Here is a 19,451-nt window from a genome sequence, read left to right on the forward strand (position 1 = left end):
TGCATCCTTTCTGTGGATTGTGATTCAGAGGAACAGCCCCGCGGCGAGGGGCGTCACGTAGGCCTCCGTCAGCGCCGCCAGGATCAGCAGCGGCAGCAGAAGGAAGACCAGCAGCCGGGCCGCCAGCCCCAGGCACGCGCCCAGAGGAAGAGCGGCCGGATCGCGGCGGCAGCGGCGGGTCAGGTGCCCGCAGATGTACAGCCCCATGGAAAAGGCCAGGATCAAGGCGGGCAGCTCGAAAATCCCGTGGGGCAGCAGGCTGGCGGCATACAGCAGCATGGTGGTGTCCGTGGCGGCATAGCAGGCGGCAAGGCCGCCCAGCAGCACCGCGTTCACGCCCAGCGCCAGGGCCGGGAGACGCACAAAAGGGATCAGCCCATAGAGCATGGTGACGGCACAGGCCCGCAGATTGTTGGCCAGCAGCAGAAGCGGGGAGAGGTTCCCGGCCCCGTCCGTCAGGTCCATGCCCTGGAACAGGTGCTGGAGATAGGCGGAAAAGCCGAGCCGCAGCTCCGGCACCGCCAGACACACGCCGAAGGCCAGGAAGACCAGCAGGAAAAAGGCGATGGCGGCGCGCCGGACCTCGGCCTCATATCCGTTCCGCCAGGCCCGGAGCACCGGGGCGAACTGGGCCGCCAGAAACCGCCTCATGCCCGGAGCTTGTCCAGGCCCAGCCGCAGGCGGCGCAGGGTCTCATCCTTACCAAGGATGTGGCAGATTTCCACGGCGCCGCCGGGGGTCACCAGCTTGCCGGCCGCGGCGATCCGCACCGGCCACATGAGGGTGGCGTTCTTCACGCCCAGGTGTTCCGCCAGGGCGATCAGGGTGTCGTGGACTGCGTCCGCCGTCCAGTCGCCGATGCCCTCCAGGGCGGGGATGGCGGCCTCCAGCATGGCCTGGGAGACCTCGGGATTCGTCTTGGATTTCTTGTTGGTGAAGCACTCCACGCCGTAGTCCGGCAGCTGGTCGAAGAAATCCACCTTCTCCGGGATCTCGGTCAGCTTCTCACAGCGGGCCTGGAGCAGGGCGGCCACGGCGGACACATCAATGGCGGGGTTCTTCACGGCCTCACGGATATAGGGCTCCGCCGCTTTGGCGAAGTCCTCCGGCGCCATGGCGCGGAGATACGTGGCGTTGAAGTACGTGAGCTTGTCGATGTCAAAAATGGCGGGGGACTTGGAGATACCGGCGATATCGAAGGCCTCCACCAGCTCGCTGAGGGAGAAGATCTCCTGCTCGCTGCGCTCGCCCTTGGGGGCCCAGCCCAGCAGAGCCACATAGTTCAAAATGGCCTCCGTCAGATAGCCCTGGGCCTTCAGGTCCTCGTAGGAGGGGTCCCCGTGGCGCTTGGACATCTTGTTGTGCTGGTCCCGCATAACGGGGGAGCAGTGGACGTAGGTGGGGATGTCCCAGCCGAAGGCCTCGTACAGCAGATTGTACTTGGGGGCGGAGCTGAGGTACTCGCTGCCCCGTACCACGTGGGTGATGCCCATCAGGTGGTCGTCCACCACATTGGCGAAGTTGTAGGTGGGCAGGCCGTCCCGCTTCAGCAGCACCTGGTCGTCCAGGGTCTTGTTCTCCACGGTGATGTCGCCGAAGGACACGTCGTGGAAGGTGGTGGTGCCCTCGTGGGGGATCCGCTGGCGGATCACATAGGGCTCGCCGGCCTCCACACGCTGTCGGGCCTCCTCCGGGGACAGATCCCGGCAGGGATCGTCGGCGCGGTCAAAGTCACCGGCGTCCTCCTCGGATGCGGCCTTCTCGCAGAAGCAGTAGTAGGCGGCGCCCTTTTCCACCAGCAGGTGGGCGTAGGGCTGATACAGGTCCCGGCGCTCCGACTGGATATAGGGGCCCACGGGGCCGCCTACGTCGGGGCCCTCGTCATGGGTCAGGCCGCACTCCGCCATGGTGCGGTAAATTACGTCCGTGGCGCCCTCCACCAGGCGGCCCTGGTCGGTGTCCTCGATCCGCAGGATGAACGTGCCGCCGGCGTGCCGGGCGATGAGCCAGGTGTACAGGGCCGTCCGCAGATTGCCCACGTGCATATAGCCGGTGGGAGAGGGGGCGAACCGGGTGCGGACCTTCCCCTTGGGGATGCGGGCCTCCATCTCCTGGAAAAAGCTCTGATCCAATGCCATGCAAATACCTCCATATCGGGTAAATTACAAAAAATAACAACGTACATTATCCCCTGAAACCCTTGGAATGTCAAGGGCTGATTGTGTCCGGCGGCACACGGGCGCCGGACGCGGGGGGCAGGGTGGGGGCGGTATACATCCGCTCCGGGAGATGGTCGTCCCCGGTGACCATGGTCAGAAACGTCCAGCCGTACCGCTCGTAAAAGGCGGTGTGGTCCGTCACCAGGTAGAGCCGGGGGATCCCCATGGCGCCCAGGTCCCGCCGGATGAAGTCCAGCAGGCGCCCGGCGGTCCCGCGGCCCCGCCAGGGGGGCTCCACAAACAGGGCGCAGAGATTGGGCGTCAGGTCCTTCCGGTCGTGGAAGTCGTTTGCGATGACGCCGGCCCCGGCCAGCAGGCGCCCGCCGTCCCGGACCACGTACCACTGGGGAACCGGCGCCTTCCGGCGGAGGCACTGCTCCATGCTCTCCCGGTAGGACTCCGCCGGGATTCCCCAGCGGCGGCTGAACCAGACGGCGGCCGCGTCCGCCAGGACGGGCGCGTCCCGCAGGGGGAGAATGGGCTGTTCCATACGGCTCCTTTCTGAGACTGCGAATATACAGCAAAAAATCCCGAACCGGGTGGTTCGGGATTTCGTTTGTCCATGTCAGACCGCTCTGGTGACCTTGCCGGAACGCATACACCGGGTACAAACATACACATGGCGGGGAGAGCCGTCGACAATTGCCTTCACACGCTTCACATTGGGCTTCCACATCCGATTGGAACGCCGATGAGAGTGAGAGACCTTGATGCCGAACGTAACGCCCTTATCGCAGAACTCGCACTTAGCCATCCGTTGCACCTCCTTGCTGTTGCGTACTTCCATGCCATCTGCAGGCACAACTGGTATCATAACAGAAAAGTTTTGAAAATGCAAGTAAAATTTTCAAAAAAACACAAGCTTTTTTCAACTGTACGCCAAGGGGGCGTCAGCGCACCGCCGCTTCCCCGGCAAATACCGCCGCAACGCCGAGGATCAGGCTTGCCGCCGCATAGAGCAGGGCCGCCGCCGTGCGCCCGCTTTGCAGAAGATCTCCGGTTTCCAGGGCAAAAGAGGAGAAGGTGGTGAAGCCCCCGCACACCCCTGCCTTCAGGAAGAGCACCAGCCTGGGGTCGGGGGCGGCCCGCTTCAGGGCCAGCGCCGTGACGGCGCCGATGAGAAAGGAGCCGATCAGGTTGATGGCAAGCGTCCGGACGGGAAAGCCCCAGTCCCTTCCCAGTGGAATCTGCCCAGCCAGATAACGGCACACGGACCCCAGGAATCCCCTAAGCCCCACGGCAATACAGTTCAGCATGGACGCCACGCTCCTTTTCATGTCATCTGTGGAAATACCACCGGCCGCACCTATGGTAACACAACCGGCGGCCGGAGGCAAGAGCCCGCCCCGCTCCGACAGACCGGCCGGATTCGGCCGCGGGCACAGGGCCCGACCGGGAAACCGGCAGCTGGGTATTGCGCAAGCGGTGAGATTCATATATAATAGAGTTACTTCCGCACACCGGAGCGCGGGTGCGGCGATCCATCCACCGCGCCGGGCGTGGGCCCGGCCTGGGAGAAAACCGGCGTCCCAGTCCCGGGCGCCGCAAGAAAAGGGGAGGACACGATGCAAGAACATGGCCTGAAGATCTCGGAGCTGGTCACACTCTTCAATCTGGAGGTGCTGAACAGGGGCAGCGACTATGACACGGCGCTGCTCACTATCACGGACGTGAACCGTCCCGGCCTCCAGTTTCATAGCTTCTACGACTACTTTGACCCCCGCCGCCTCCAGGTGCTGGGCAAGGCGGAGATCACCTATCTCAAGGGGTTGACGACGGAGCAGCGGCGCAAGTGCTTCGACGACCTGTTTCTTTACGACATCCCGGCCCTGGTGATCTCCCGGGGGCTGGACTGCTTCCCGGAGTGCCTGGAGAGCGCCCGGGTCCACGAGCGGACGCTGCTGCGGACCGAGGAGACCACCGTGGAGTTCACCAGCCACACCATCGAGTATCTGAACCGGGTGCTGGCGCCCTGCGTCACCCGCCACGGCGTACTGCTGGACATCTCCGGCGAGGGCGTGATGATTACCGGCGACTCCGGCATCGGCAAGAGCGAGTCCGCCATTGAGCTCATCATGCGGGGCCACCGGCTGGTGGCGGATGACGCGGTGGAGATCCGCCGCATCTCCAACCAGCTGATCGGCACCGCGCCGGAGGTGATCCGCCATTATATCGAGCTGCGGGGTATCGGCGTCATCGACGTGCGCCAGCTCTTCGGTATGAGCGCCATCATGGAGGAATCCCGGATCGACCTGGTGGTCCAGTTCGAGCAGTGGGACGAGACGAAGTTTTATGACCGGCTGGGCATTGAGGATCACCACATCGACATCATGGGCGTGGAGATCCCCTGCGTCACCATCCCGGTGCGGCCGGGCCGGAACCTGGCCAGCATCGTGGAGGTGGCGGCCATGAACAACCGCCACCGGCGTTACGGCTTCAACGCCGCCCAGGAGCTGGCCCAGCGGGTGGACCTGCGGGCGGAGCAGGGCAGCCGGAAACAGAAATGAGCGGATTCTTCATCGGTATCGACGTGGGCGGCACCAACCTGAAGGCGGGCCTGACGGACGAGACGGGCCGCCTTCTGGCGGCGGCGCGCCGCCCCCTGGACTTCCGGGGGGCGGAGACCTTTGCGGCGGACCTGGCGGATCTGGCGGCGGAGGTGCTCTCCACCGCCGGAGCGGCGCCCGGGGACGCGGAGGGCGTGGGCATCGGCCTGCCGGGGGCCGTCTCCGGCGGAGAGGTGCTGTACACCACCAACATCCCCCTGGAGCGGACGGATCTGGCGGCCTTGTTCCGCCGGCGGCTGGACCTGCCGGTGCTGCTGGGCAACGACGCGGACTGTGCTGCCGTAGGGGAGTATTTCCAGGGCGCGGGCCGGGGTCTGCGGGACTTCGTGGTGCTGACCCTGGGCACCGGCCTGGGGGCCGGAATCATTCTGGACGGCCGCCTGCGGGGCGGCGAATCCTCCAGCGAGGCGGGGCACATGGTGCTCCATGCCGGAGGAGAGCCCTGCCCCTGCGGACGCAGGGGCTGCTGGGAGCAGTACGCCTCCGCCACGGCGCTGATTCGCCGGACGGAAGCGGCCATGGCCGCCCATCCGGAGAGCGCCCTCTGCCGTCTGGCAGAAGAGGCCGGCGGCGTGGACGGCCGGACGCCCTTTCTGGCGGCAGAGGCGGGGGACGAGACGGCCCTTGCCGTCTGCCGCGCCTATGTGGAGGAGCTGGCGGAGGGCACGGCCAGTCTCATCAACATCCTCCGGCCGGAGGCGGTGGCCTTCGGCGGAGGTGTGGCCGGGGCGCCGGAGCATCTGCTGCTGGAGCCCCTGCGCCGCCGGGTCGGGGCGCTGTGCTTCTCCCGCCACGGCGGGCGGGCCACCCGCATCCTCCGGGCGGAGCTGGGCAACGACGCCGGCGTCATCGGTGCGGCCCTGCTGGGCCGGGTAATCTGAAGTATGAGGAGGTCCAGAAATGGACTGGTGGATCACATTTGACCAGCAGGCGGCGGATTATCTGCCGGACCTGCGGATCGAGAAGGAGGAGCCCATGGACCGGCACACCTCCTTCCGCATCGGGGGGCCGGCCCGGCGCATGGCTTTTCCGGAGCGGGGAGAGCAGCTGGTGCTGCTGCTGGACATGGCCGCCCGCTGCGGCGCCCGTCCCCTGGTGATGGGCAACGGAACCAACCTGCTGGCCCCGGACGAGGGGCTGGACCGGCTGGTGATCGACACCTCCGCCGGCCTGAGCCGAGTGGAGGCCGGCGGGACACCGGGGACCATTCTGGCGGAGGCGGGGGCCTCCCTGGCCCGGGTGGCGGATTTCGCCTGCCGGCAGGGGCTGGCGGGCCTGGAATTCGCCCACGGCATCCCGGGCACGGTGGGCGGCGCGGTGTGCATGAATGCCGGCGCCTACGGCGGGGAGATGGCCCAGGTGGTGCGGGAGGCAACCCTGCTGCTGCCGGAGGAGGGCATCCGGACCCTCACCGGGGCGGAGATGGCCTTCGGCTACCGCCGCAGCTTTCTGACGGATCACCCGGATGCGGTGGTGCTGCGGGCGGAGTTCTGCCTGACGCCCGGCGACCCGGCGGCAATCCGGGGCCGGATGAAGGAGCTGCTGGAAAAGCGCAGGGCCAGCCAGCCGCTGGAGTTCCCCAGCGCGGGCAGCACCTTCAAGCGGCCGGAGGGCTATTACGCCGGGACGCTGATCGACCAATGCGGCCTGAAGGGGCTGACGGTGGGCGGCGCCCAGGTCAGCGAGAAGCATGCGGGCTTTGTCATCAACCGGGGCGGCGCCACCTGCGCCGACGTGAAGGAGCTGATCCGCCAGATCCAGGAGCGGGTCTTTGCGCAGGCCGGCGTCCGGCTGGAGCCGGAGGTCCGGATCATCGACTGAGAAAGGGGCGGTGCGGACATGGAAATCCTCATCATCTCCGGCCTCTCCGGGGCCGGGAAGAGCAAGGCGGCCTCCTTTTTGGAGGACATGGGCTTTTATATCGTGGACAATATGCCCGCCGCCATGATCCTGAAATTTGCGGAGTTCTGCGCCGGGGGCAACGGCCGCTACGACCGGGTGGCCCTGGTGTACGACGTGCGGACGGCCAGCTCCTTCACGGAGCTGTTCGACGTGCTGGATAAGCTGAAGGACATGGAGGCCCAGTGCCGGATGCTGTTTCTGGAGGCCGCGCCGGAGGTCATCATCAAGCGGTACAAGGAGACCCGCCGCCGCCATCCCCTGGCGGCAGACACCGACTCCCTGGAGGAGGCGGTGAAGAAGGAGAGGGCCATGATGGCCCCCGTCAAGGAGCGGGCGGACTTTGTTATCGACACCTCCCGCACCTCCACCGCCCAACTGCGGGGAGAGCTGCTGCGCCTCTTCGGCCAGGAGGGGGAGAAGGGGGGGATGACGGTGAGCGTCACCTCCTTCGGCTTCAAGTACGGCCTGCCTCTGGAGGCGGATCTGGTGTTTGACGTGCGGTTCATGCCGAATCCCTTCTATATGGAGGACCTGCGTCCCCGGACGGGGCTGGACCAGGCGGTGGCGGACTATGTGTTCCACTTCCCACAGACCCAGGACTACATGCGCCGTTTGGAGGACCTGCTGGCCTTCTCCCTGCCCCTGTACGCGGAGGAGGGAAAGACCTCTCTCACCATCGCCGTGGGCTGCACGGGGGGGCACCACCGCTCCGTGGCGGTGACCCATGCCCTGGCGGGCTTCATCCACGGCCTGGGCTATCAGGTGCTGGAGAACCACCGGGACATGACCCGGGGAGGCTGAGCCGTGAGGGAGCAGGAATACCGCGTCCCCCGGGCCCATGGCCCCAAGGTGGCCGTCATCGGCGGCGGCCACGGCCTGTCCAACATGCTGCGGGGACTGAAGCAATATACGGAGAATATCTCCGCCATCGTCACGGTGGCGGATGATGGCGGCGGCTCCGGCATGCTGCGCCAGGACCTGGGGATGCCTCCGCCGGGGGACATCCGCAGCTGTATGGAGGCCCTGGCAAACACGGAGCCGGTGATGCGGGAGCTGCTCCACTACCGCTTCACCGAGGGGAGCCTGGCGGGGCAGAGCTTCGGCAACCTGTTTCTGGCGGCGCTGAACGGCATCTCCCCGTCCTTTGACGCGGCGGTGCGCCGCATGAGCCAGGTCCTGGCCATCACCGGACGGGTGCTGCCGGTGACCACGGCGGACGTGCAGCTGGAGGCGGAATTTGAGAACGGCGCCACGGTGGTGGGGGAGTCCAAGATCTTTTACTGCAAAAAGCAGGAGGACTGCCGCATCCGCCAGGTGCGTCTGATCCCCTCCCGGCCCAAGGCCCTGCCGGAGGCGGTCTCCGCCATCGCCGACGCGGATATGATCGTCCTGGGGCCCGGCAGCCTGTACACCAGCATCATCCCCAATCTGCTGGTGGATGGCATCGTGAAGGCGATCCGGGAGTCCGACGCCCTGAAGGTCTATGTCTGCAACGTCATGACCCAGGAGGGGGAGACGGAGGGCTACACCGTATCCGACCACATCGCCGCCATCTTCGCCCATTCGGCGCAGGGCCTGTTCCGCCTGTGCCTCACCAACTCCTCGCCCATCCCCAAGGCGGTGGCCGCCCGGTACGCGGAGGAGGGGGCCGAGCGCATCCGATGCGACAAGTCCGCCTGCGCGGCCCTGGGCGTGGAGGTCGTGGAGCGGCCGGTGGCCACGGTGGAGAGCGGCTTTGTCCGCCACAGCTCCGCGGCCCTGGCCCGGGAGCTGATCCTGCTCCATGCGGAGCGGAGCGTCCGGATCGCCGGTGCCCGATTCCGCCCCCGGGAGGACTCCTACCAGATGGAGGAGCAGAAATGAGCCCCACAATTACCCAGAGTTGGAGGAGACCCACCCATGTCCTTTTCCTTTGAAGCCAAAAACGAGCTGTGCCGCCTGCCGGTGCAGAAGCTGTGCTGCGCCCGGGCGGAGGCCTACGGCATCCTGCTGTACTGCAACACCTTCAGCGCAAGCGAGGTGCGGATCATCACCGGGAACCCCGCTCTGGCTGCCCGGCTTCCCAAGCTGTTTCACCGGGCCTTCGGCCTGCGGTTCGACCGGCTGCCGGAGGAGGGGGAGAGCGGCAAGCTGGTGTTCCAGATCACAGACGGCGGCAAGCTCCGCCGGATCGTGGACCTGCTGGGCTTCAGCCCGGAGCAGAACCTGGCCCTGCACATCAACTTCGGACTGCTGGAGGAGGAGTGCTGCCGGGCGTCCTTCCTGCGGGGGGTGTTCTTCGCCGGGGGCAGCGTCACGGACCCGGCCAAGCGGTACCACCTGGAGCTGGCGACCTCCCACCTGCAGGTGAGCCGGGAGCTGGAGGTGCTGCTGCGGGAGTGCGGCTATCCCCCCAAGAGCGTGGCCCGCAACGGCAGCTTCATCACCTACTTCAAGCAGAGCGACCAGATCGAGGACTTCCTGACGCTGATCGGTGCGCCCGTGGCCGCCATGAGCGTCATGTCCGCCAAGCTGGAAAAGGACCTGCGCAACAGCGTTAACCGCCGCCTCAACTGCGACAGCGCCAATCTGGACAAGGCGGTGGAGGCGGCCCAGGAACAGCTGGAATCGATCCGGAAGCTCCAGCGGGCGGGCCTCCTGGACCAGCTGCCGGACAAGCTCCAGCTGACGGCGGCCCTGCGGCTGGAGAATCCGGAGCTGACCCTCAGTGAGCTGGCGGAGGAGTTTGACCCGCCGGTGACCAAGTCCTGCCTGAACCACCGGCTGCGGAAGATCACCCAGCTGGCAAAAGGGCTGTAAAGTAAATGCGCTTTACAATTTATCAAAGAAAAGTTGGAGGAATATACAATGGATCGCTGTGCGGCAGCCTATGCATATCACAAACAGGGGTATAACTGTGCCCAGTCTGTGGCCGGGGCCTTTGCGGACCTGACGGGCACGGCGCCGGAGCAGCTGATGGCCGCCATGGGCGGCTTCGGCGGCGGCGTGGGCGGCAGCCATGAGGAGCTGTGCGGCGCCGTCAGCGGCGGCGTGCTGGTGCTGAGTCTGCTGCACCCCCATACGGACGGAGAGGACAGGGCCGGAAAGGTGCGCCTCTACGCCCAGGCCAAGGAGTTCCGCCGCCGGTTCCAGGAGGTGTTCGGCCTGACCCGGTGCGGAGACCTGCTGCGGGCCCGGCCCGGCGTCACAGAGAGGAACCCGGCCTCCCAGCGGCTGGGAGTCACCGCCCACTGCGACAACATGATCGTCACGGCTGTGGAGATCCTGGAGCAGATGCTGCAGGAGGAGCCCGCATGACCTGGGCAGAGCTGTATTCAGAGGCTGCGCGGCCCACGCTGGAGGAAATCGACGCCTATGCGCATACGCCCCTTTGGCCGCAGCTGCGCGCGTATCTGGCGGCGGCCTATGGGGCGGGACCGCGGCTGGAGTACAGCCGGTGCGGTCTGGAGCCGGGATGGAATGTGAAGTTCCGCAGGGGCAGCAAGTCTCTCTGCACGGTCTACCTGCGGCCTGGGTTTGTGACGGCCATGGTTTCTGTCGCGCCCAAGGATGAGGAGGCCGCCCAGATGGTCCTGCTCACCTGCACGGCAGAGACACAGGCGGTCTACCATCGGTCCGCTGCATCCAAAATGGGCCGCTGGCTCATGCTGGACATCACGTCACCGGAGATGCTGGAGGATGTGAAAGCTCTGCTGGCCGTGCGGGTCAAGCCCGCAGAGTGAGCACCCCGCCCTTTGCAAGGACGGCGCGTGCGATTTTGGAAAGGAACATGCTATGTCTTTTGTCCATCTCCACGTTCATACGGAATTCAGCTTATTGGACGGCGCCTGCCGCATCCGGGACCTGCCCGGCATCGTGAAGGCCATGGGCCAGACCGCCTGCGCTGTCACGGACCACGGCGTCATGTACGGTGCCGTGGACTTTTACCGCGCCTGCAAGGCGGAGGGGGTCAAGCCTATCATCGGCTGCGAGGTGTACGTCACCCCCCAGGGCCGGACCCGGTTCGACAAGGTCCACGAGCTGGACGCGGAGAGCCGCCATCTGGTGCTGCTCTGCGAGAACGAGGAGGGCTACCGGAACCTGTCCTACCTGGTGTCCATGGGCTGGACAGAGGGCTTCTATATCAAGCCCCGGATCGACCTGGAGCTGCTGCGGCAGTACAGCGGGGGACTGATCGCCCTGTCGGCCTGCCTCGCCGGGGAGATCCCCCGGCGGCTGCGGAACGGGGAGTACGAGAACGCCAAGGCCTATGCCCTGGAGCTCTCCCACATCTTCGGCCCGGACCGTTTCTATCTGGAGCTCCAGGACCACGGCATCCGGGACCAGGCCATCGTGAACCAGGGCATCCTCCGCATCCACCGGGAGACGGGGCTGCCTATGGTGTGCACCAACGACGCGCACTACCTCCGGAAGGAGGACGCGGAGGCCCACGATGTACTGCTGTGCATCCAGACCGGCAAGACCATCGACGACGAGAACCGGATGCGCTATGAGCCCCGGAACTTCTACCTCCGCAGCGAGGAGGAGATGGCGGCCCTGTTCGCGGGCTACGAGGGCGCGCTGGAGAACACGTCGAAGATCGCCGACATGTGCAATCTGGACTTTTCCTTCGGCAAGTACCACCTGCCGGAATTCCGGCTGCCGGAGGGGTACGACAGCTTCTCCTATCTGAAAAAGCTCTGCGACGAGGGCTATCGGGAGCGGTATGGAACGGACGACCAGTACCGGGACCAGCTCCGGTACGAGCAGGACATGATCGAGAAGATGGGCTTCACCGACTACTTCCTGATCGTCTCCGACTTCGTCCGCTATGCCAGAAGCGCAGGCATCCCCGTGGGTCCCGGCCGGGGCAGCGCCGCGGGCAGCATGGTCAGCTACTGCCTCCACATCACGGACATCGACCCCATGAAGTACAACCTGTACTTCGAGCGGTTCCTGAACCCGGAGCGGGTCAGCATGCCGGATATCGACATGGACTTCGGCGACACCCGCCGGGGCGAGGTGGTGGACTACGTCCGCCGGAAGTACGGGGATGACCACGTGGCCCAGATCGTCACCTTCGGCACCATGGCCGCCCGGGGCGTGATCCGGGACGTGGGCCGGGTGATGAACATGCCCTATGCCGACGTGGACGTGATCGCCAAGCAGGTGCCCGCCGGGCCCGGCGCCCTCCACATCACCCTGGACGACGCCCTGCGCCTGTCCAAGCCCCTGCGGGAGCAGTACGAGACCGATGAGCAGGTGAAAAAGCTCATCGACACCGCCAAGGCCCTGGAGGGGATGCCCCGCCACGCCTCCACCCACGCCGCCGGCGTGGTCATCACCAAGCGGCCGGTGTACGAGTACGTGCCCCTGGCGAAGAACGACGACGCCGTGGTGTGCCAGTACGTCATGACCACCCTGGAGGAGTTGGGCCTCCTGAAGATGGACTTCCTGGGGCTGCGGAACCTGACGGTGCTGGATGACGCGGTGAAGATGGTCCAGGAGCGCCTGCCGGACTTCAAGCTCTCGGACATCCCGGAGGACGACCCGGAGACCTTTGAGATGATCTCTGCCGGCAAGACCTCCGGCGTGTTCCAGATGGAGTCCGCGGGCATGACCGGCGTGTGCGTGGGCCTGCGGCCCCAGAACATCGAGGACATCACCGCCATCATCGCGCTCTACCGCCCCGGCCCCATGGACTCCATCCCCCGGTTCATCGCCTGCAAGCATGACTCCAGCAAGATCAAGTACCTCCACCCGTCCCTGGAGCCGATCCTCTCCGTCACCTACGGGTGCATCGTCTACCAGGAGCAGGTGATCCAGATCTTCCAGCAGCTGGCGGGATACTCTCTGGGGCAGGCGGACATGGTGCGCCGGGCCATCTCCAAGAAAAAGGCCGCCCAGATCGAGAAGGAGCGGGAGGCATTCCTCCACGGCGATCCGGAGCGGAACATTGCGGGCTGCGTGGCAAACGGCATCCCGGAGGAGACGGCCCAGGCCATCTATCAGGATATCTACGACTTTGCCAACTACGCGTTCAACAAGGCCCACGCCGTGTCCTACGCGGTGGTGGCCTATCAGACCGCCTGGTTCAAGTGCCACTACACCCGGGAGTACATGGCGGCGCTGCTGACCAGCGTGCTGGACAACTCCGACAAGGTGGCGGGCTACATCAGCGAGTGCCGGGACTGCGGCATCGCCCTGCTGCCGCCGGACATCAACCGCTCCGCCGACCGCTTTACTGTGGAGGAGGGGGGCATCCGCTTCGGGCTGGTGGCCATCAAGAACATCGGCCGGGGCTTTATCCAGGCGGTGATGCGGGAGCGGGAGCAGGCGCCCTTCACGTCCCTCTACGACTTCTGCGACCGAATGGCGGGCAGCGACATCAACAAGCGGGCGGTGGAGAACCTGATCCGCTCCGGCGCCTTCGATGCCCTGGGGGCCAGGCGGTCCCAGCTGATCCAGGTGTACGAGTCCGTCATGGACGCGGTGGCGGACAGCCGCCGCCAGAACTTGGAGGGGCAGATGGATTTCTTCTCCCTGGCGGACGGCGGCAGCGGCGGGAGAAAGAATGTGAAGGAAATCCCCTTGCCGGACATCGACGAGTACACCCCCGAGGAACGGATGCTGATGGAGAAGGAGACCACGGGCCTCTATCTCTCCGGCCACCCCATGGACCAGTACCGGGAGGCGGTGCGGCGGCTGGGGGCGCCCACTATCGGCTCCATTCTGGGGGACTTCGCCCAGGAGGGCGGCCCCACACGGTTCGCCGACGACCAGCGGATCACCATCTGCGGCATCGTCACCTCCAGCAAGACGAAGACCACCCGCAACAACTCCCTGATGGCCTATGTGACGGTGGAGGACGACACCGCCTCCATCGAGCTGCTGTGCTTCGCCCGGGTGCTGGAGTCCTGCGGGCCGTACCTGAAGGAGAACCAGGCAGTGGTGGTGAAGGGGCGGCTCTCCGTCCGGGAGGAGAAAGCGCCCCAGATCCTCTGCGACAGCGCGTATCCGCTCTCTGCCGCAGGCGCTCCGGCGGCGGAAGGGCAGGCCGCGAAAGCGCCGGATCAGGTGCTGTACCTGAAGTTCCCCAGCCTGGACCACCCCAGCGTGCGTCACATGAAGCTGGTGTTCCAGATGTTTCCCGGCAACGCCGCTGTGAAGATGGTGATGGCGGACACCCGCAAGGTCTACGGCACCCATGCAAGCCTCCACGAGGCCCTGCTGCAGGAGGCCCGGGAGACGTTGGGAGAGGCCAATGTGGTGGTGAAATAGAACGGAACGCCCGTGTCCAAAAGGACACGGGCGTTTTTCATTCACAAGCGCCGTTTTAGCTTCAAGACCAGCTCCACAACCCCGGCGCCCAGGGTCAGGCAGGCGGCCTGGATGGCCCGGAGTCCCGGCCCTTCACTGCCGGGGATGGGGATTGTGCTGGCCCAGAGGAAAAGGATCAGGGCCAAAGCTGCCGCTCCCGCTGTCAGCAGCCAGCCGCGCCGCCAGCGGCGCAGCAGCCAGCGGAACAGCAGACCGGCCAGAAGGGGGAAGACCGCGACGAGCATCCAGTTCCATACAATCTGAAGCAAGAGAATCCCTCCTTATCTCCCAAAACGGGCCGACAGGCCGTGGAGCGGGGACCCGGCGGCCAGGAGAAGGAGCCCCCTCGCCGCCCCTCCTTACGGGGCCTCGTCCTCCGGCTCGGAGGACATCAGGGTCCGCATGATCTCGCCATACAGCCGCTCCGGGGATTTCTGGAACCGCTCCGTCAGCATGGCGGCCATGTCCTCCCGGGGGATGGCCAGCCGCAGGTCCATCACGCTGCCCATGTCGTCCGACAGCTCCAGCCGCACCGTGTAGGTGCCGTTGGGCCGCTTCTCCGTGGAGGCCTTCACCTGGCTCTTGCGCCGCAGGTGGCGGTTGCAGGCCGCCAGGTTCTTGTCGCACCGCAGCCGCACGGAGTAGGGGAGGCTGGACTCGCAGATCCGGCTGTTCCGCAGGCCCTTGTCGGTGATGGCGTACAGCCCGTCCGCAGACAGCGTCAGATGCTCAGTCCGCACCAGATCGGAGAGGCACTCGGCAAAGTCGAAATAGTCCACGCCCTCGTCGCACATGGCCAGATCCCACACGGTATCAAAGGGAATTGGCTCGATCACCCGGGCGGTGATATACAGAATCAGAAACTTGATCTCCAGCTTGTCATGGATAAAGCCGGGCATCCGCGTCACCTCCTTGGAATGGGATTGGATACAATTGTATTATACCGCAGGACCGCCGGGTTTGTATAGTCCGAATTTCCCCGCCGCCGCACCAATGGGAGCCGGGCGCATACACTGGATTGAAAGAGCTTCTCTTTCATCCAGCTACTTATTAGGAGGTATTGCAATGCCCGAGAAAGTTATGCCCGGTCCCGTGGAGGACTCCTGCGGCATCCGGGAGGCGGTTTGCATCCATACCAGGAAGATTTTTGATTCCTGCCGCGATAAGGACTGCATCGAGGACCTGCGGTTTTACCCCAAGCTGCAGTGTGTGGACATCATCAACCGCGCCCTGTCCGTGAAGGGCGGCAGCGCCAAGCTGCTGTACGTCTATGTGGATGTGGAGCCCGTCAGCTTCAACCGGGGCTTCTACACCGTGGATATGCGCTTCTTCTACCATGTGACGCTCCAGGCCTATCTCAGCTGCCCGGTGCCGGTGACGGTGGAGGGCCTGTGCGTCTTTGACAAGCGGGCCATCCTGTTCGGCAGCGAGGGGAACGCCAAGATCTTCTCCTCCGAGATGCGGGCCGGAGAGCCGGATCCCCAGATGATGCAGCGGTCCAACACGCCCATCGCCGTGGTGGAGGCCGTGGACCCCATCGTGCTGGACGCCCGCATCATGGACTGCTGCTGCAAGCGGGACTGCGACTGCGACCTGTGTGAAATCCCCACCTTCGTGGGCGACTGCTTCGGCGGGGAGCTGTCCAGCGGGGACGACAGCCGACGGATCTATGTGACCCTGGGCCAGTTCTCCATCGTCCGGCTGGAGCGGGACACCCAGCTGCTGGTGCCCGTCTACGACTACTGTATGCCCGACAAGGAGTGCGCCTGCGGCGACGGCTGCGAGGACCCCTGCGCTCTGTTCCGGAACATCTCCTTCCCGGTGGGCGAGTTCTTCCCGCCCAACACCGTCAAGCGGCCGGAGAGCTGCGACGACATCAAGAGCTGCTGCAAGTGAGCGGCAGACCAACAGGACCCCGGCTGCTTGCCGGGGTCCTGTTTTGCTACATCCTGTGCCGGTACCAGAGGGTGAGGCCCCATTCCAGAAGCCCCCAGGCGAGGCAGAACCCAACCAGCCCCCAGGTGATCCACATGGGCAGCTCCAGAAAGCGGGCATAGGCCGCGCCGAAATACAGGACCGCGCCCTGCATGACCCGGGCGGCCCGGGCCGCCGCCTTTTCGCAGATCATGGTGTTCCGCTCGTCGTGCTGTTCTTTGTAAGCCTGAACGAGTACCGGGTCGCGAATCCGAATGACCCGACACAGCAGGGAGCCGAGGGAACCGCCCACCAGTACGGACCCACCCGCAGCCAGCAGAGCAAAGACGGGCTTGGGGAGATGCTGGGGGAATTGGAGCGGGACCGCGCACAGCAGAAGCCCCGCCGCGATCAACAGCAGATACCAGCGCTTTTTCATCCCGGCGCACCCCTTACATCTCCCGCTCGTAGCGGATCATGAGATACAGCTCCAGCACGGATTTGGCTACGAAGACACCGGTGGCAGCCAGGGGGACCCACAGGGGCGCATCCAGGCCGATGGAGAGCCATGCCGCCGCCAGAACGTTCCACTGGAGGACCTCGCCGGACACGGCCTTGGCCCGGTTCCGGATAGCCACATTCCGCTCGTCTTTTTGTTCGATGTCGTGCTGCCGGGCCATCTCCGGGTGCTTCGCCTCGTGGCGGAGGTTCAGCAGGGTGGACCCCGCCATGGCCAGCAGGCCGGAGCCTATGCCGCAGAGCATCCCGCCCAGGGAATCGGGCACCCGGCCGTCCAGCAGCAGGGACAGGACCAGCAGGACGATGCCCATGGCCAGAAGTCCCTGGAACAGGCGCTTTTTTTGTGTGCGGTTCATACAGAGTCCCTCCTTCAATACTGACGGCGGTACCAGACGGTGAACATCCAGTCCAGAAGCAGTTTTACGCAGGCCAGGCCCAGCAGGGTGATGTTGACCCACTTGGGCACGCCGAAGAAGTACAGGTAGGCAGCGCCGAACAGCAGCAGCCACAGCAGCACGTCCCCGGCCCGGGCCCTGGCCATGGCCCGGATCATGGCGCCCCGCTCGTCGTGGTCCTCCCGGTCCCGCTCCCGCCGGGCGGGGTCCAGGTCTCGGGTGGACAGCAGCTCCGCCATGGCGCAGAAGAACAGGAGGCCGCCTGCAAGGCCAAAAAACCCCGGCACAGCGGCGGGAGCGGCGGGAAACGTCCGCGCCGCCCAGAGGGCGGCCCCCGCTAGCAGCGCCCCCGCCGCGGCGGCCGAGAGATACCAGCGTGTGTTCCGCTTCATGACAGCGCCTCCTCACATCTTCCGCTGGAGCCATTTGTAAAGCCCCAGGAACGCCAAAGTGTAAAACAGATAGATGCCGATGAACACCCAGCCCACCCAGTCGGGAATGCCGAACCGTTCAAAGCTCTGGAAAATCAGGCCGGAGACCACCAGCAGTCCGACGGTCCAAAATCCGGCGATGCAGCCGGCCCGGTCCCGGATGGCCTGGTTCCGCTCGTCGCATTGGGCCTTCTGCCTCTGCCGGTAGTCCGGGTCCCGGGAGAGCCGTTTCAGCTGGAGCAACGTCCCGGCGCAGGTGCCGAACAGCACCGCCCCGGCCATACCCAGCAGGGAGGCCGCGCCGCCGGAGAGACCGGGCGCACCCGGCGCATTCAGGACGAACATCGGGATGCAGCAGAGCAGCCCCGCGATTGCCAGGGACATCAATATGACCTGCTTCTTCATGTGCCATCCTCCTCATAGATGAAAATGTCCTCAATGGTGGTGCCGAAGTACCGGGCCAGCTTGAAGGCCAGCAGGATGGAGGGGTTGTACCGCCCGTTTTCCAACGACCCGATGGTCTGGCGGGACACCTCCAGCGCCTCCGCCAGCTCCTCCTGCTTGATCCCCCTGGCCTTGCGCAGCGCCTCCAGGCGGTTTTTCAAGGGCGATTCCCCCTTTCATACGCCCCATCCGCTTCTGACGGATGGAAAGTTTGCTTTCCGTCTTCAACTTAGCACACTTCCGGTACCATGTCAAGTACGCTTTCCATTTTTCCGGGCTTGTCCCATTTTTCCGCTGAGGGAGTCATATCCGGGGACAACCCCTCATAGAGTATAGCGTGTTACGAAAGGGGGCGCGGCCCGTGAAGGAGGAAGAACGCCGCTATGAGGAGGCGGCCCGGGTGCTGCCGGGCCGCCTGCGGGAACAGGCTCTGGCCCAGCCGCCGGAGGTCCGGCAGATGGCGGAGGAGTTCCGCCTCCGGGCGGGGCAGCCGCTGGCGGTGCTGCTGCCGGAGGGGGAGCGGTCCCTGGGGGCCGCCGTGACGCCGGAGGATCTGGAGACTCTCTGCGACCTTGCCACCGACTACTCCCGCTATGCGGCGGAGGAGACCCTGCGGGAGGGGTATCTCTCCGTGCGGGGCGGCTTCCGGGTGGGGCTGTGCGGCACGGCGGTGATGAAGGACGGGGAGAGCACCGCCCTGCGGGACCTGTCCTCCGCCGCTGTCCGCATCGCCCGGGAGCAGAGGGGGATCGGGGAGGCGGTGGCGCCCCGGCTGTTTCGGGACGGGCGGTATCAGAACACCCTGCTGCTGTCGCCCCCCGGCGGCGGCAAGACCACGCTGCTGCGGGATCTGGTGCGGTGCCTCTCCTCCGGCGGCACCGGCAGGCCGGGTCTGCGGGTCTCCCTTATCGATGAGCGGGGGGAGGTGGCAGTGATGGTCCGGGGGAGGCCCCAGATGGACGTGGGGCCCCGGACGGACGTGCTGGACGCCTGCCCCAAGGCCCTGGGCATCCCCATGGCCCTGCGGGCCATGAACCCCCAGGTCATCGCCGTGGACGAGATCACGGCGGAGGCGGACCTCCGGGCCGCCATGCAGGCCGCCGGGTGCGGCGTGGGGCTGCTGGCCACCATCCACGCCGCCGATGCCGCAGAGCTGACCCAGCGGCCGCTGTACCGGCAGCTGCTGGCGGAGAAGGTGTTCCGGCTGGCGGTGCGCATCCGCCGGGATGAGGCCGGAAGGACATACGAAGTGGAGGAACTGCCATGGTGAAGCTGGTGGGCGCGGTGTGTATCCTGGGGGCCGGGACCTGGGCCTGGCGGCGGTCGGCGGCGGAGCGCAGGCGGGAGTTGGACACGCTGGCGGACCTGACCGCCCTGCTGGACCGCATGGGGGAGGAGATCCGGCTCCGCCGGACCAGCCTGCCCCGGCTGCTGGGGTCCCTGGGCCGGGACCGGACGGGACCTGTCCGGGACTTTTGTACATCGGTGGCGGCGTCGCTGGCGCGGGGCGCGCCCCTGGGGCAGAGCTGGCGGTCCGCCGCGGAGGCGCTGCCCCTCGGTCCAGAGAGCCGGACCGCCCTGACCGCCCTGGGAGATTCCCTCCAGGGGGATGAGGAGAGCGTATGTAAAGCATTGACCCTTGCCGGAAAGATCCTGGAAAAAAACCTGGCGGCGGCCCGGGACCACAGGCAGGAGACGGAGAAGCGGTCCGCGGCGCTGTGGCTTTCCAGCGCGGCGCTGCTGGTGATTTTACTGATTTGA

General features: G+C 65.9%; 24 protein-coding genes. 12 read left to right on the top strand and 12 right to left on the bottom strand.

The genetic code is table 11. The features are described from left to right. Nucleotides 1-24: 24 nt before the first annotated feature. The 5 genes from DN611_RS06550 to crcB form a co-directional block, all read right to left on the bottom strand. The gene (locus tag DN611_RS06550) at nucleotides 25-651 is read right to left on the bottom strand and encodes a stage II sporulation protein M (RefSeq protein ID WP_021751469.1); all 627 of its coding nucleotides are present in this window, start codon (nucleotides 649-651) and stop codon (nucleotides 25-27) included. After that, complete coding sequence (gene gltX / locus DN611_RS06555; RefSeq protein ID WP_119310928.1) at nucleotides 648-2,138, bottom strand: glutamate--tRNA ligase; 1,491 nt, start codon at nucleotides 2,136-2,138, stop codon at nucleotides 648-650. The genes DN611_RS06550 and gltX overlap by 4 nt, the downstream gene beginning before the upstream one ends. A gap of 70 nt (nucleotides 2,139-2,208) precedes the next feature. Further along, nucleotides 2,209-2,709: a GNAT family N-acetyltransferase gene (locus tag DN611_RS06560; protein WP_119310929.1), complete on the bottom strand. Its 501-nt coding sequence runs from the start codon at nucleotides 2,707-2,709 to the stop codon at nucleotides 2,209-2,211. A gap of 75 nt (nucleotides 2,710-2,784) precedes the next feature. Next, a complete protein-coding gene (rpmB, locus tag DN611_RS06565; RefSeq protein WP_021752119.1) occupies nucleotides 2,785-2,973 on the bottom strand; it encodes a 50S ribosomal protein L28 in 189 nt (62 codons plus the stop codon). A 136-nt stretch (nucleotides 2,974-3,109) separates the two neighbouring features. Further along, a complete protein-coding gene (gene crcB, locus DN611_RS06570) occupies nucleotides 3,110-3,475 on the bottom strand; it encodes a fluoride efflux transporter CrcB (protein ID WP_119310930.1) in 366 nt (121 codons plus the stop codon). A gap of 309 nt (nucleotides 3,476-3,784) precedes the next feature. On the opposite strand from crcB, the gene hprK reads away from it, so the two are divergent. From hprK to DN611_RS06615, 9 genes are read left to right on the top strand one after another with little or no spacing between them, the layout of a single operon-like run. Next, entirely contained in the window at nucleotides 3,785-4,726 is a 942-nt protein-coding gene (gene hprK, locus DN611_RS06575; RefSeq protein WP_119310931.1) for an HPr(Ser) kinase/phosphatase, read from the top strand. Further along, nucleotides 4,723-5,667: an ROK family protein gene (locus DN611_RS06580; protein WP_119310932.1), complete on the top strand. Its 945-nt coding sequence runs from the start codon at nucleotides 4,723-4,725 to the stop codon at nucleotides 5,665-5,667. The genes hprK and DN611_RS06580 overlap by 4 nt, the downstream gene beginning before the upstream one ends. Nucleotides 5,668-5,686: 19 nt before the next feature. Continuing rightward, nucleotides 5,687-6,607 carry a UDP-N-acetylmuramate dehydrogenase gene (gene murB, locus DN611_RS06585; protein WP_119310933.1) on the top strand — a complete coding sequence of 307 codons (921 nt, stop codon included), beginning with the start codon at nucleotides 5,687-5,689 and terminating at the stop codon, nucleotides 6,605-6,607. Nucleotides 6,608-6,625: 18 nt separating this feature from the next. Continuing rightward, entirely contained in the window at nucleotides 6,626-7,489 is an 864-nt protein-coding gene (rapZ, locus tag DN611_RS06590; protein ID WP_021750230.1) for an RNase adapter RapZ, read from the top strand. A gap of 3 nt (nucleotides 7,490-7,492) precedes the next feature. Next, the gene (locus tag DN611_RS06595; RefSeq protein WP_119310934.1) at nucleotides 7,493-8,551 is read left to right on the top strand and encodes a gluconeogenesis factor YvcK family protein; all 1,059 of its coding nucleotides are present in this window, start codon (nucleotides 7,493-7,495) and stop codon (nucleotides 8,549-8,551) included. Nucleotides 8,552-8,587: 36 nt separating this feature from the next. Next, nucleotides 8,588-9,487 carry a DNA-binding protein WhiA gene (whiA, locus tag DN611_RS06600; protein ID WP_119310935.1) on the top strand — a complete coding sequence of 300 codons (900 nt, stop codon included), beginning with the start codon at nucleotides 8,588-8,590 and terminating at the stop codon, nucleotides 9,485-9,487. Between the two features lie 48 nt (nucleotides 9,488-9,535). Further along, nucleotides 9,536-9,985: a C-GCAxxG-C-C family protein gene (locus tag DN611_RS06605; RefSeq protein ID WP_021750233.1), complete on the top strand. Its 450-nt coding sequence runs from the start codon at nucleotides 9,536-9,538 to the stop codon at nucleotides 9,983-9,985. Then, nucleotides 9,982-10,410 carry a DUF3788 domain-containing protein gene (locus tag DN611_RS06610; RefSeq protein WP_021750234.1) on the top strand — a complete coding sequence of 143 codons (429 nt, stop codon included), beginning with the start codon at nucleotides 9,982-9,984 and terminating at the stop codon, nucleotides 10,408-10,410. The genes DN611_RS06605 and DN611_RS06610 overlap by 4 nt, the downstream gene beginning before the upstream one ends. A 52-nt stretch (nucleotides 10,411-10,462) precedes the next feature. Then, nucleotides 10,463-13,948, top strand: a complete 3,486-nt coding sequence (locus tag DN611_RS06615; RefSeq protein WP_119310936.1) for a DNA polymerase III subunit alpha — start codon at nucleotides 10,463-10,465, stop codon at nucleotides 13,946-13,948. 41 nt (nucleotides 13,949-13,989) lie between these two features. On the opposite strand, the gene DN611_RS06620 is transcribed toward DN611_RS06615, so the two are convergent. Both DN611_RS06620 and DN611_RS06625 read right to left on the bottom strand, forming a co-directional pair. Beyond that, nucleotides 13,990-14,256: a hypothetical protein gene (locus DN611_RS06620; protein ID WP_119310937.1), complete on the bottom strand. Its 267-nt coding sequence runs from the start codon at nucleotides 14,254-14,256 to the stop codon at nucleotides 13,990-13,992. Between the two features lie 90 nt (nucleotides 14,257-14,346). Then, the gene (locus DN611_RS06625; protein ID WP_119310938.1) at nucleotides 14,347-14,886 is read right to left on the bottom strand and encodes a DUF4364 family protein; all 540 of its coding nucleotides are present in this window, start codon (nucleotides 14,884-14,886) and stop codon (nucleotides 14,347-14,349) included. Between the two features lie 166 nt (nucleotides 14,887-15,052). On the opposite strand from DN611_RS06625, the gene DN611_RS06630 reads away from it, so the two are divergent. Next, a complete protein-coding gene (locus DN611_RS06630) occupies nucleotides 15,053-15,883 on the top strand; it encodes a hypothetical protein (RefSeq protein WP_021750239.1) in 831 nt (276 codons plus the stop codon). A gap of 46 nt (nucleotides 15,884-15,929) precedes the next feature. Here DN611_RS06630 and DN611_RS06635 read toward each other — a convergent pair whose 3' ends face one another. From DN611_RS06635 to DN611_RS06655, 5 genes are read right to left on the bottom strand one after another with little or no spacing between them, the layout of a single operon-like run. Continuing rightward, nucleotides 15,930-16,340, bottom strand: a complete 411-nt coding sequence (locus DN611_RS06635; RefSeq protein ID WP_021751895.1) for a hypothetical protein — start codon at nucleotides 16,338-16,340, stop codon at nucleotides 15,930-15,932. A 13-nt stretch (nucleotides 16,341-16,353) separates the two neighbouring features. Beyond that, on the bottom strand, nucleotides 16,354-16,776 hold the full coding sequence (locus DN611_RS06640) for a hypothetical protein (RefSeq protein ID WP_119310939.1): 423 nt from the start codon (nucleotides 16,774-16,776) through the stop codon (nucleotides 16,354-16,356). A gap of 14 nt (nucleotides 16,777-16,790) precedes the next feature. Further along, a complete protein-coding gene (locus DN611_RS06645) occupies nucleotides 16,791-17,207 on the bottom strand; it encodes a hypothetical protein (protein WP_119310940.1) in 417 nt (138 codons plus the stop codon). Nucleotides 17,208-17,219: 12 nt separating this feature from the next. Further along, the gene (locus tag DN611_RS06650) at nucleotides 17,220-17,651 is read right to left on the bottom strand and encodes a hypothetical protein (RefSeq protein WP_025545064.1); all 432 of its coding nucleotides are present in this window, start codon (nucleotides 17,649-17,651) and stop codon (nucleotides 17,220-17,222) included. Continuing rightward, nucleotides 17,648-17,851 (bottom strand): helix-turn-helix transcriptional regulator, encoded by a 204-nt coding sequence (locus DN611_RS06655; protein ID WP_025545063.1) that lies wholly within the window; start codon nucleotides 17,849-17,851, stop codon nucleotides 17,648-17,650. Before DN611_RS06655 ends, DN611_RS06650 begins: the two co-directional genes overlap by 4 nt. A 200-nt stretch (nucleotides 17,852-18,051) precedes the next feature. Between DN611_RS06655 and DN611_RS06660 the strand changes: the two genes are divergently transcribed. Together DN611_RS06660 and DN611_RS06665 are read left to right on the top strand one after the other, a co-directional pair. Continuing rightward, nucleotides 18,052-18,960, top strand: coding sequence for an ATPase, T2SS/T4P/T4SS family (locus DN611_RS06660; protein WP_021751893.1), 909 nt, complete (start codon nucleotides 18,052-18,054; stop codon nucleotides 18,958-18,960). Further along, on the top strand, nucleotides 18,954-19,451 hold the full coding sequence (locus DN611_RS06665; RefSeq protein ID WP_021750247.1) for a stage III sporulation protein AB: 498 nt from the start codon (nucleotides 18,954-18,956) through the stop codon (nucleotides 19,449-19,451). Before DN611_RS06660 ends, DN611_RS06665 begins: the two co-directional genes overlap by 7 nt.

Source organism: Oscillibacter sp. PEA192 (assembly GCF_003574015.1).
Taxonomy (GTDB): Bacteria; Bacillota; Clostridia; order Oscillospirales; family Oscillospiraceae; genus Oscillibacter; species Oscillibacter welbionis.

Coding starts and splice junctions, on each gene's coding strand:
- DN611_RS06550 (WP_021751469.1), bottom strand. CDS start 651: ATGAGGCGGTTTCTGGCGGCCCAGTTCGCCCCGGTGCTCCGGGCCTGG.
- gltX (WP_119310928.1), bottom strand. CDS start 2,138: ATGGCATTGGATCAGAGCTTTTTCCAGGAGATGGAGGCCCGCATCCCC.
- DN611_RS06560 (WP_119310929.1), bottom strand. CDS start 2,709: ATGGAACAGCCCATTCTCCCCCTGCGGGACGCGCCCGTCCTGGCGGAC.
- rpmB (WP_021752119.1), bottom strand. CDS start 2,973: ATGGCTAAGTGCGAGTTCTGCGATAAGGGCGTTACGTTCGGCATCAAG.
- crcB (WP_119310930.1), bottom strand. CDS start 3,475: ATGCTGAACTGTATTGCCGTGGGGCTTAGGGGATTCCTGGGGTCCGTG.
- hprK (WP_119310931.1), top strand. CDS start 3,785: ATGCAAGAACATGGCCTGAAGATCTCGGAGCTGGTCACACTCTTCAAT.
- DN611_RS06580 (WP_119310932.1), top strand. CDS start 4,723: ATGAGCGGATTCTTCATCGGTATCGACGTGGGCGGCACCAACCTGAAG.
- murB (WP_119310933.1), top strand. CDS start 5,687: ATGGACTGGTGGATCACATTTGACCAGCAGGCGGCGGATTATCTGCCG.
- rapZ (WP_021750230.1), top strand. CDS start 6,626: ATGGAAATCCTCATCATCTCCGGCCTCTCCGGGGCCGGGAAGAGCAAG.
- whiA (WP_119310935.1), top strand. CDS start 8,588: ATGTCCTTTTCCTTTGAAGCCAAAAACGAGCTGTGCCGCCTGCCGGTG.
- DN611_RS06605 (WP_021750233.1), top strand. CDS start 9,536: ATGGATCGCTGTGCGGCAGCCTATGCATATCACAAACAGGGGTATAAC.
- DN611_RS06610 (WP_021750234.1), top strand. CDS start 9,982: ATGACCTGGGCAGAGCTGTATTCAGAGGCTGCGCGGCCCACGCTGGAG.
- DN611_RS06615 (WP_119310936.1), top strand. CDS start 10,463: ATGTCTTTTGTCCATCTCCACGTTCATACGGAATTCAGCTTATTGGAC.
- DN611_RS06625 (WP_119310938.1), bottom strand. CDS start 14,886: ATGCCCGGCTTTATCCATGACAAGCTGGAGATCAAGTTTCTGATTCTG.
- DN611_RS06630 (WP_021750239.1), top strand. CDS start 15,053: ATGCCCGAGAAAGTTATGCCCGGTCCCGTGGAGGACTCCTGCGGCATC.
- DN611_RS06635 (WP_021751895.1), bottom strand. CDS start 16,340: ATGAAAAAGCGCTGGTATCTGCTGTTGATCGCGGCGGGGCTTCTGCTG.
- DN611_RS06640 (WP_119310939.1), bottom strand. CDS start 16,776: ATGAACCGCACACAAAAAAAGCGCCTGTTCCAGGGACTTCTGGCCATG.
- DN611_RS06645 (WP_119310940.1), bottom strand. CDS start 17,207: ATGAAGCGGAACACACGCTGGTATCTCTCGGCCGCCGCGGCGGGGGCG.
- DN611_RS06650 (WP_025545064.1), bottom strand. CDS start 17,651: ATGAAGAAGCAGGTCATATTGATGTCCCTGGCAATCGCGGGGCTGCTC.
- DN611_RS06665 (WP_021750247.1), top strand. CDS start 18,954: ATGGTGAAGCTGGTGGGCGCGGTGTGTATCCTGGGGGCCGGGACCTGG.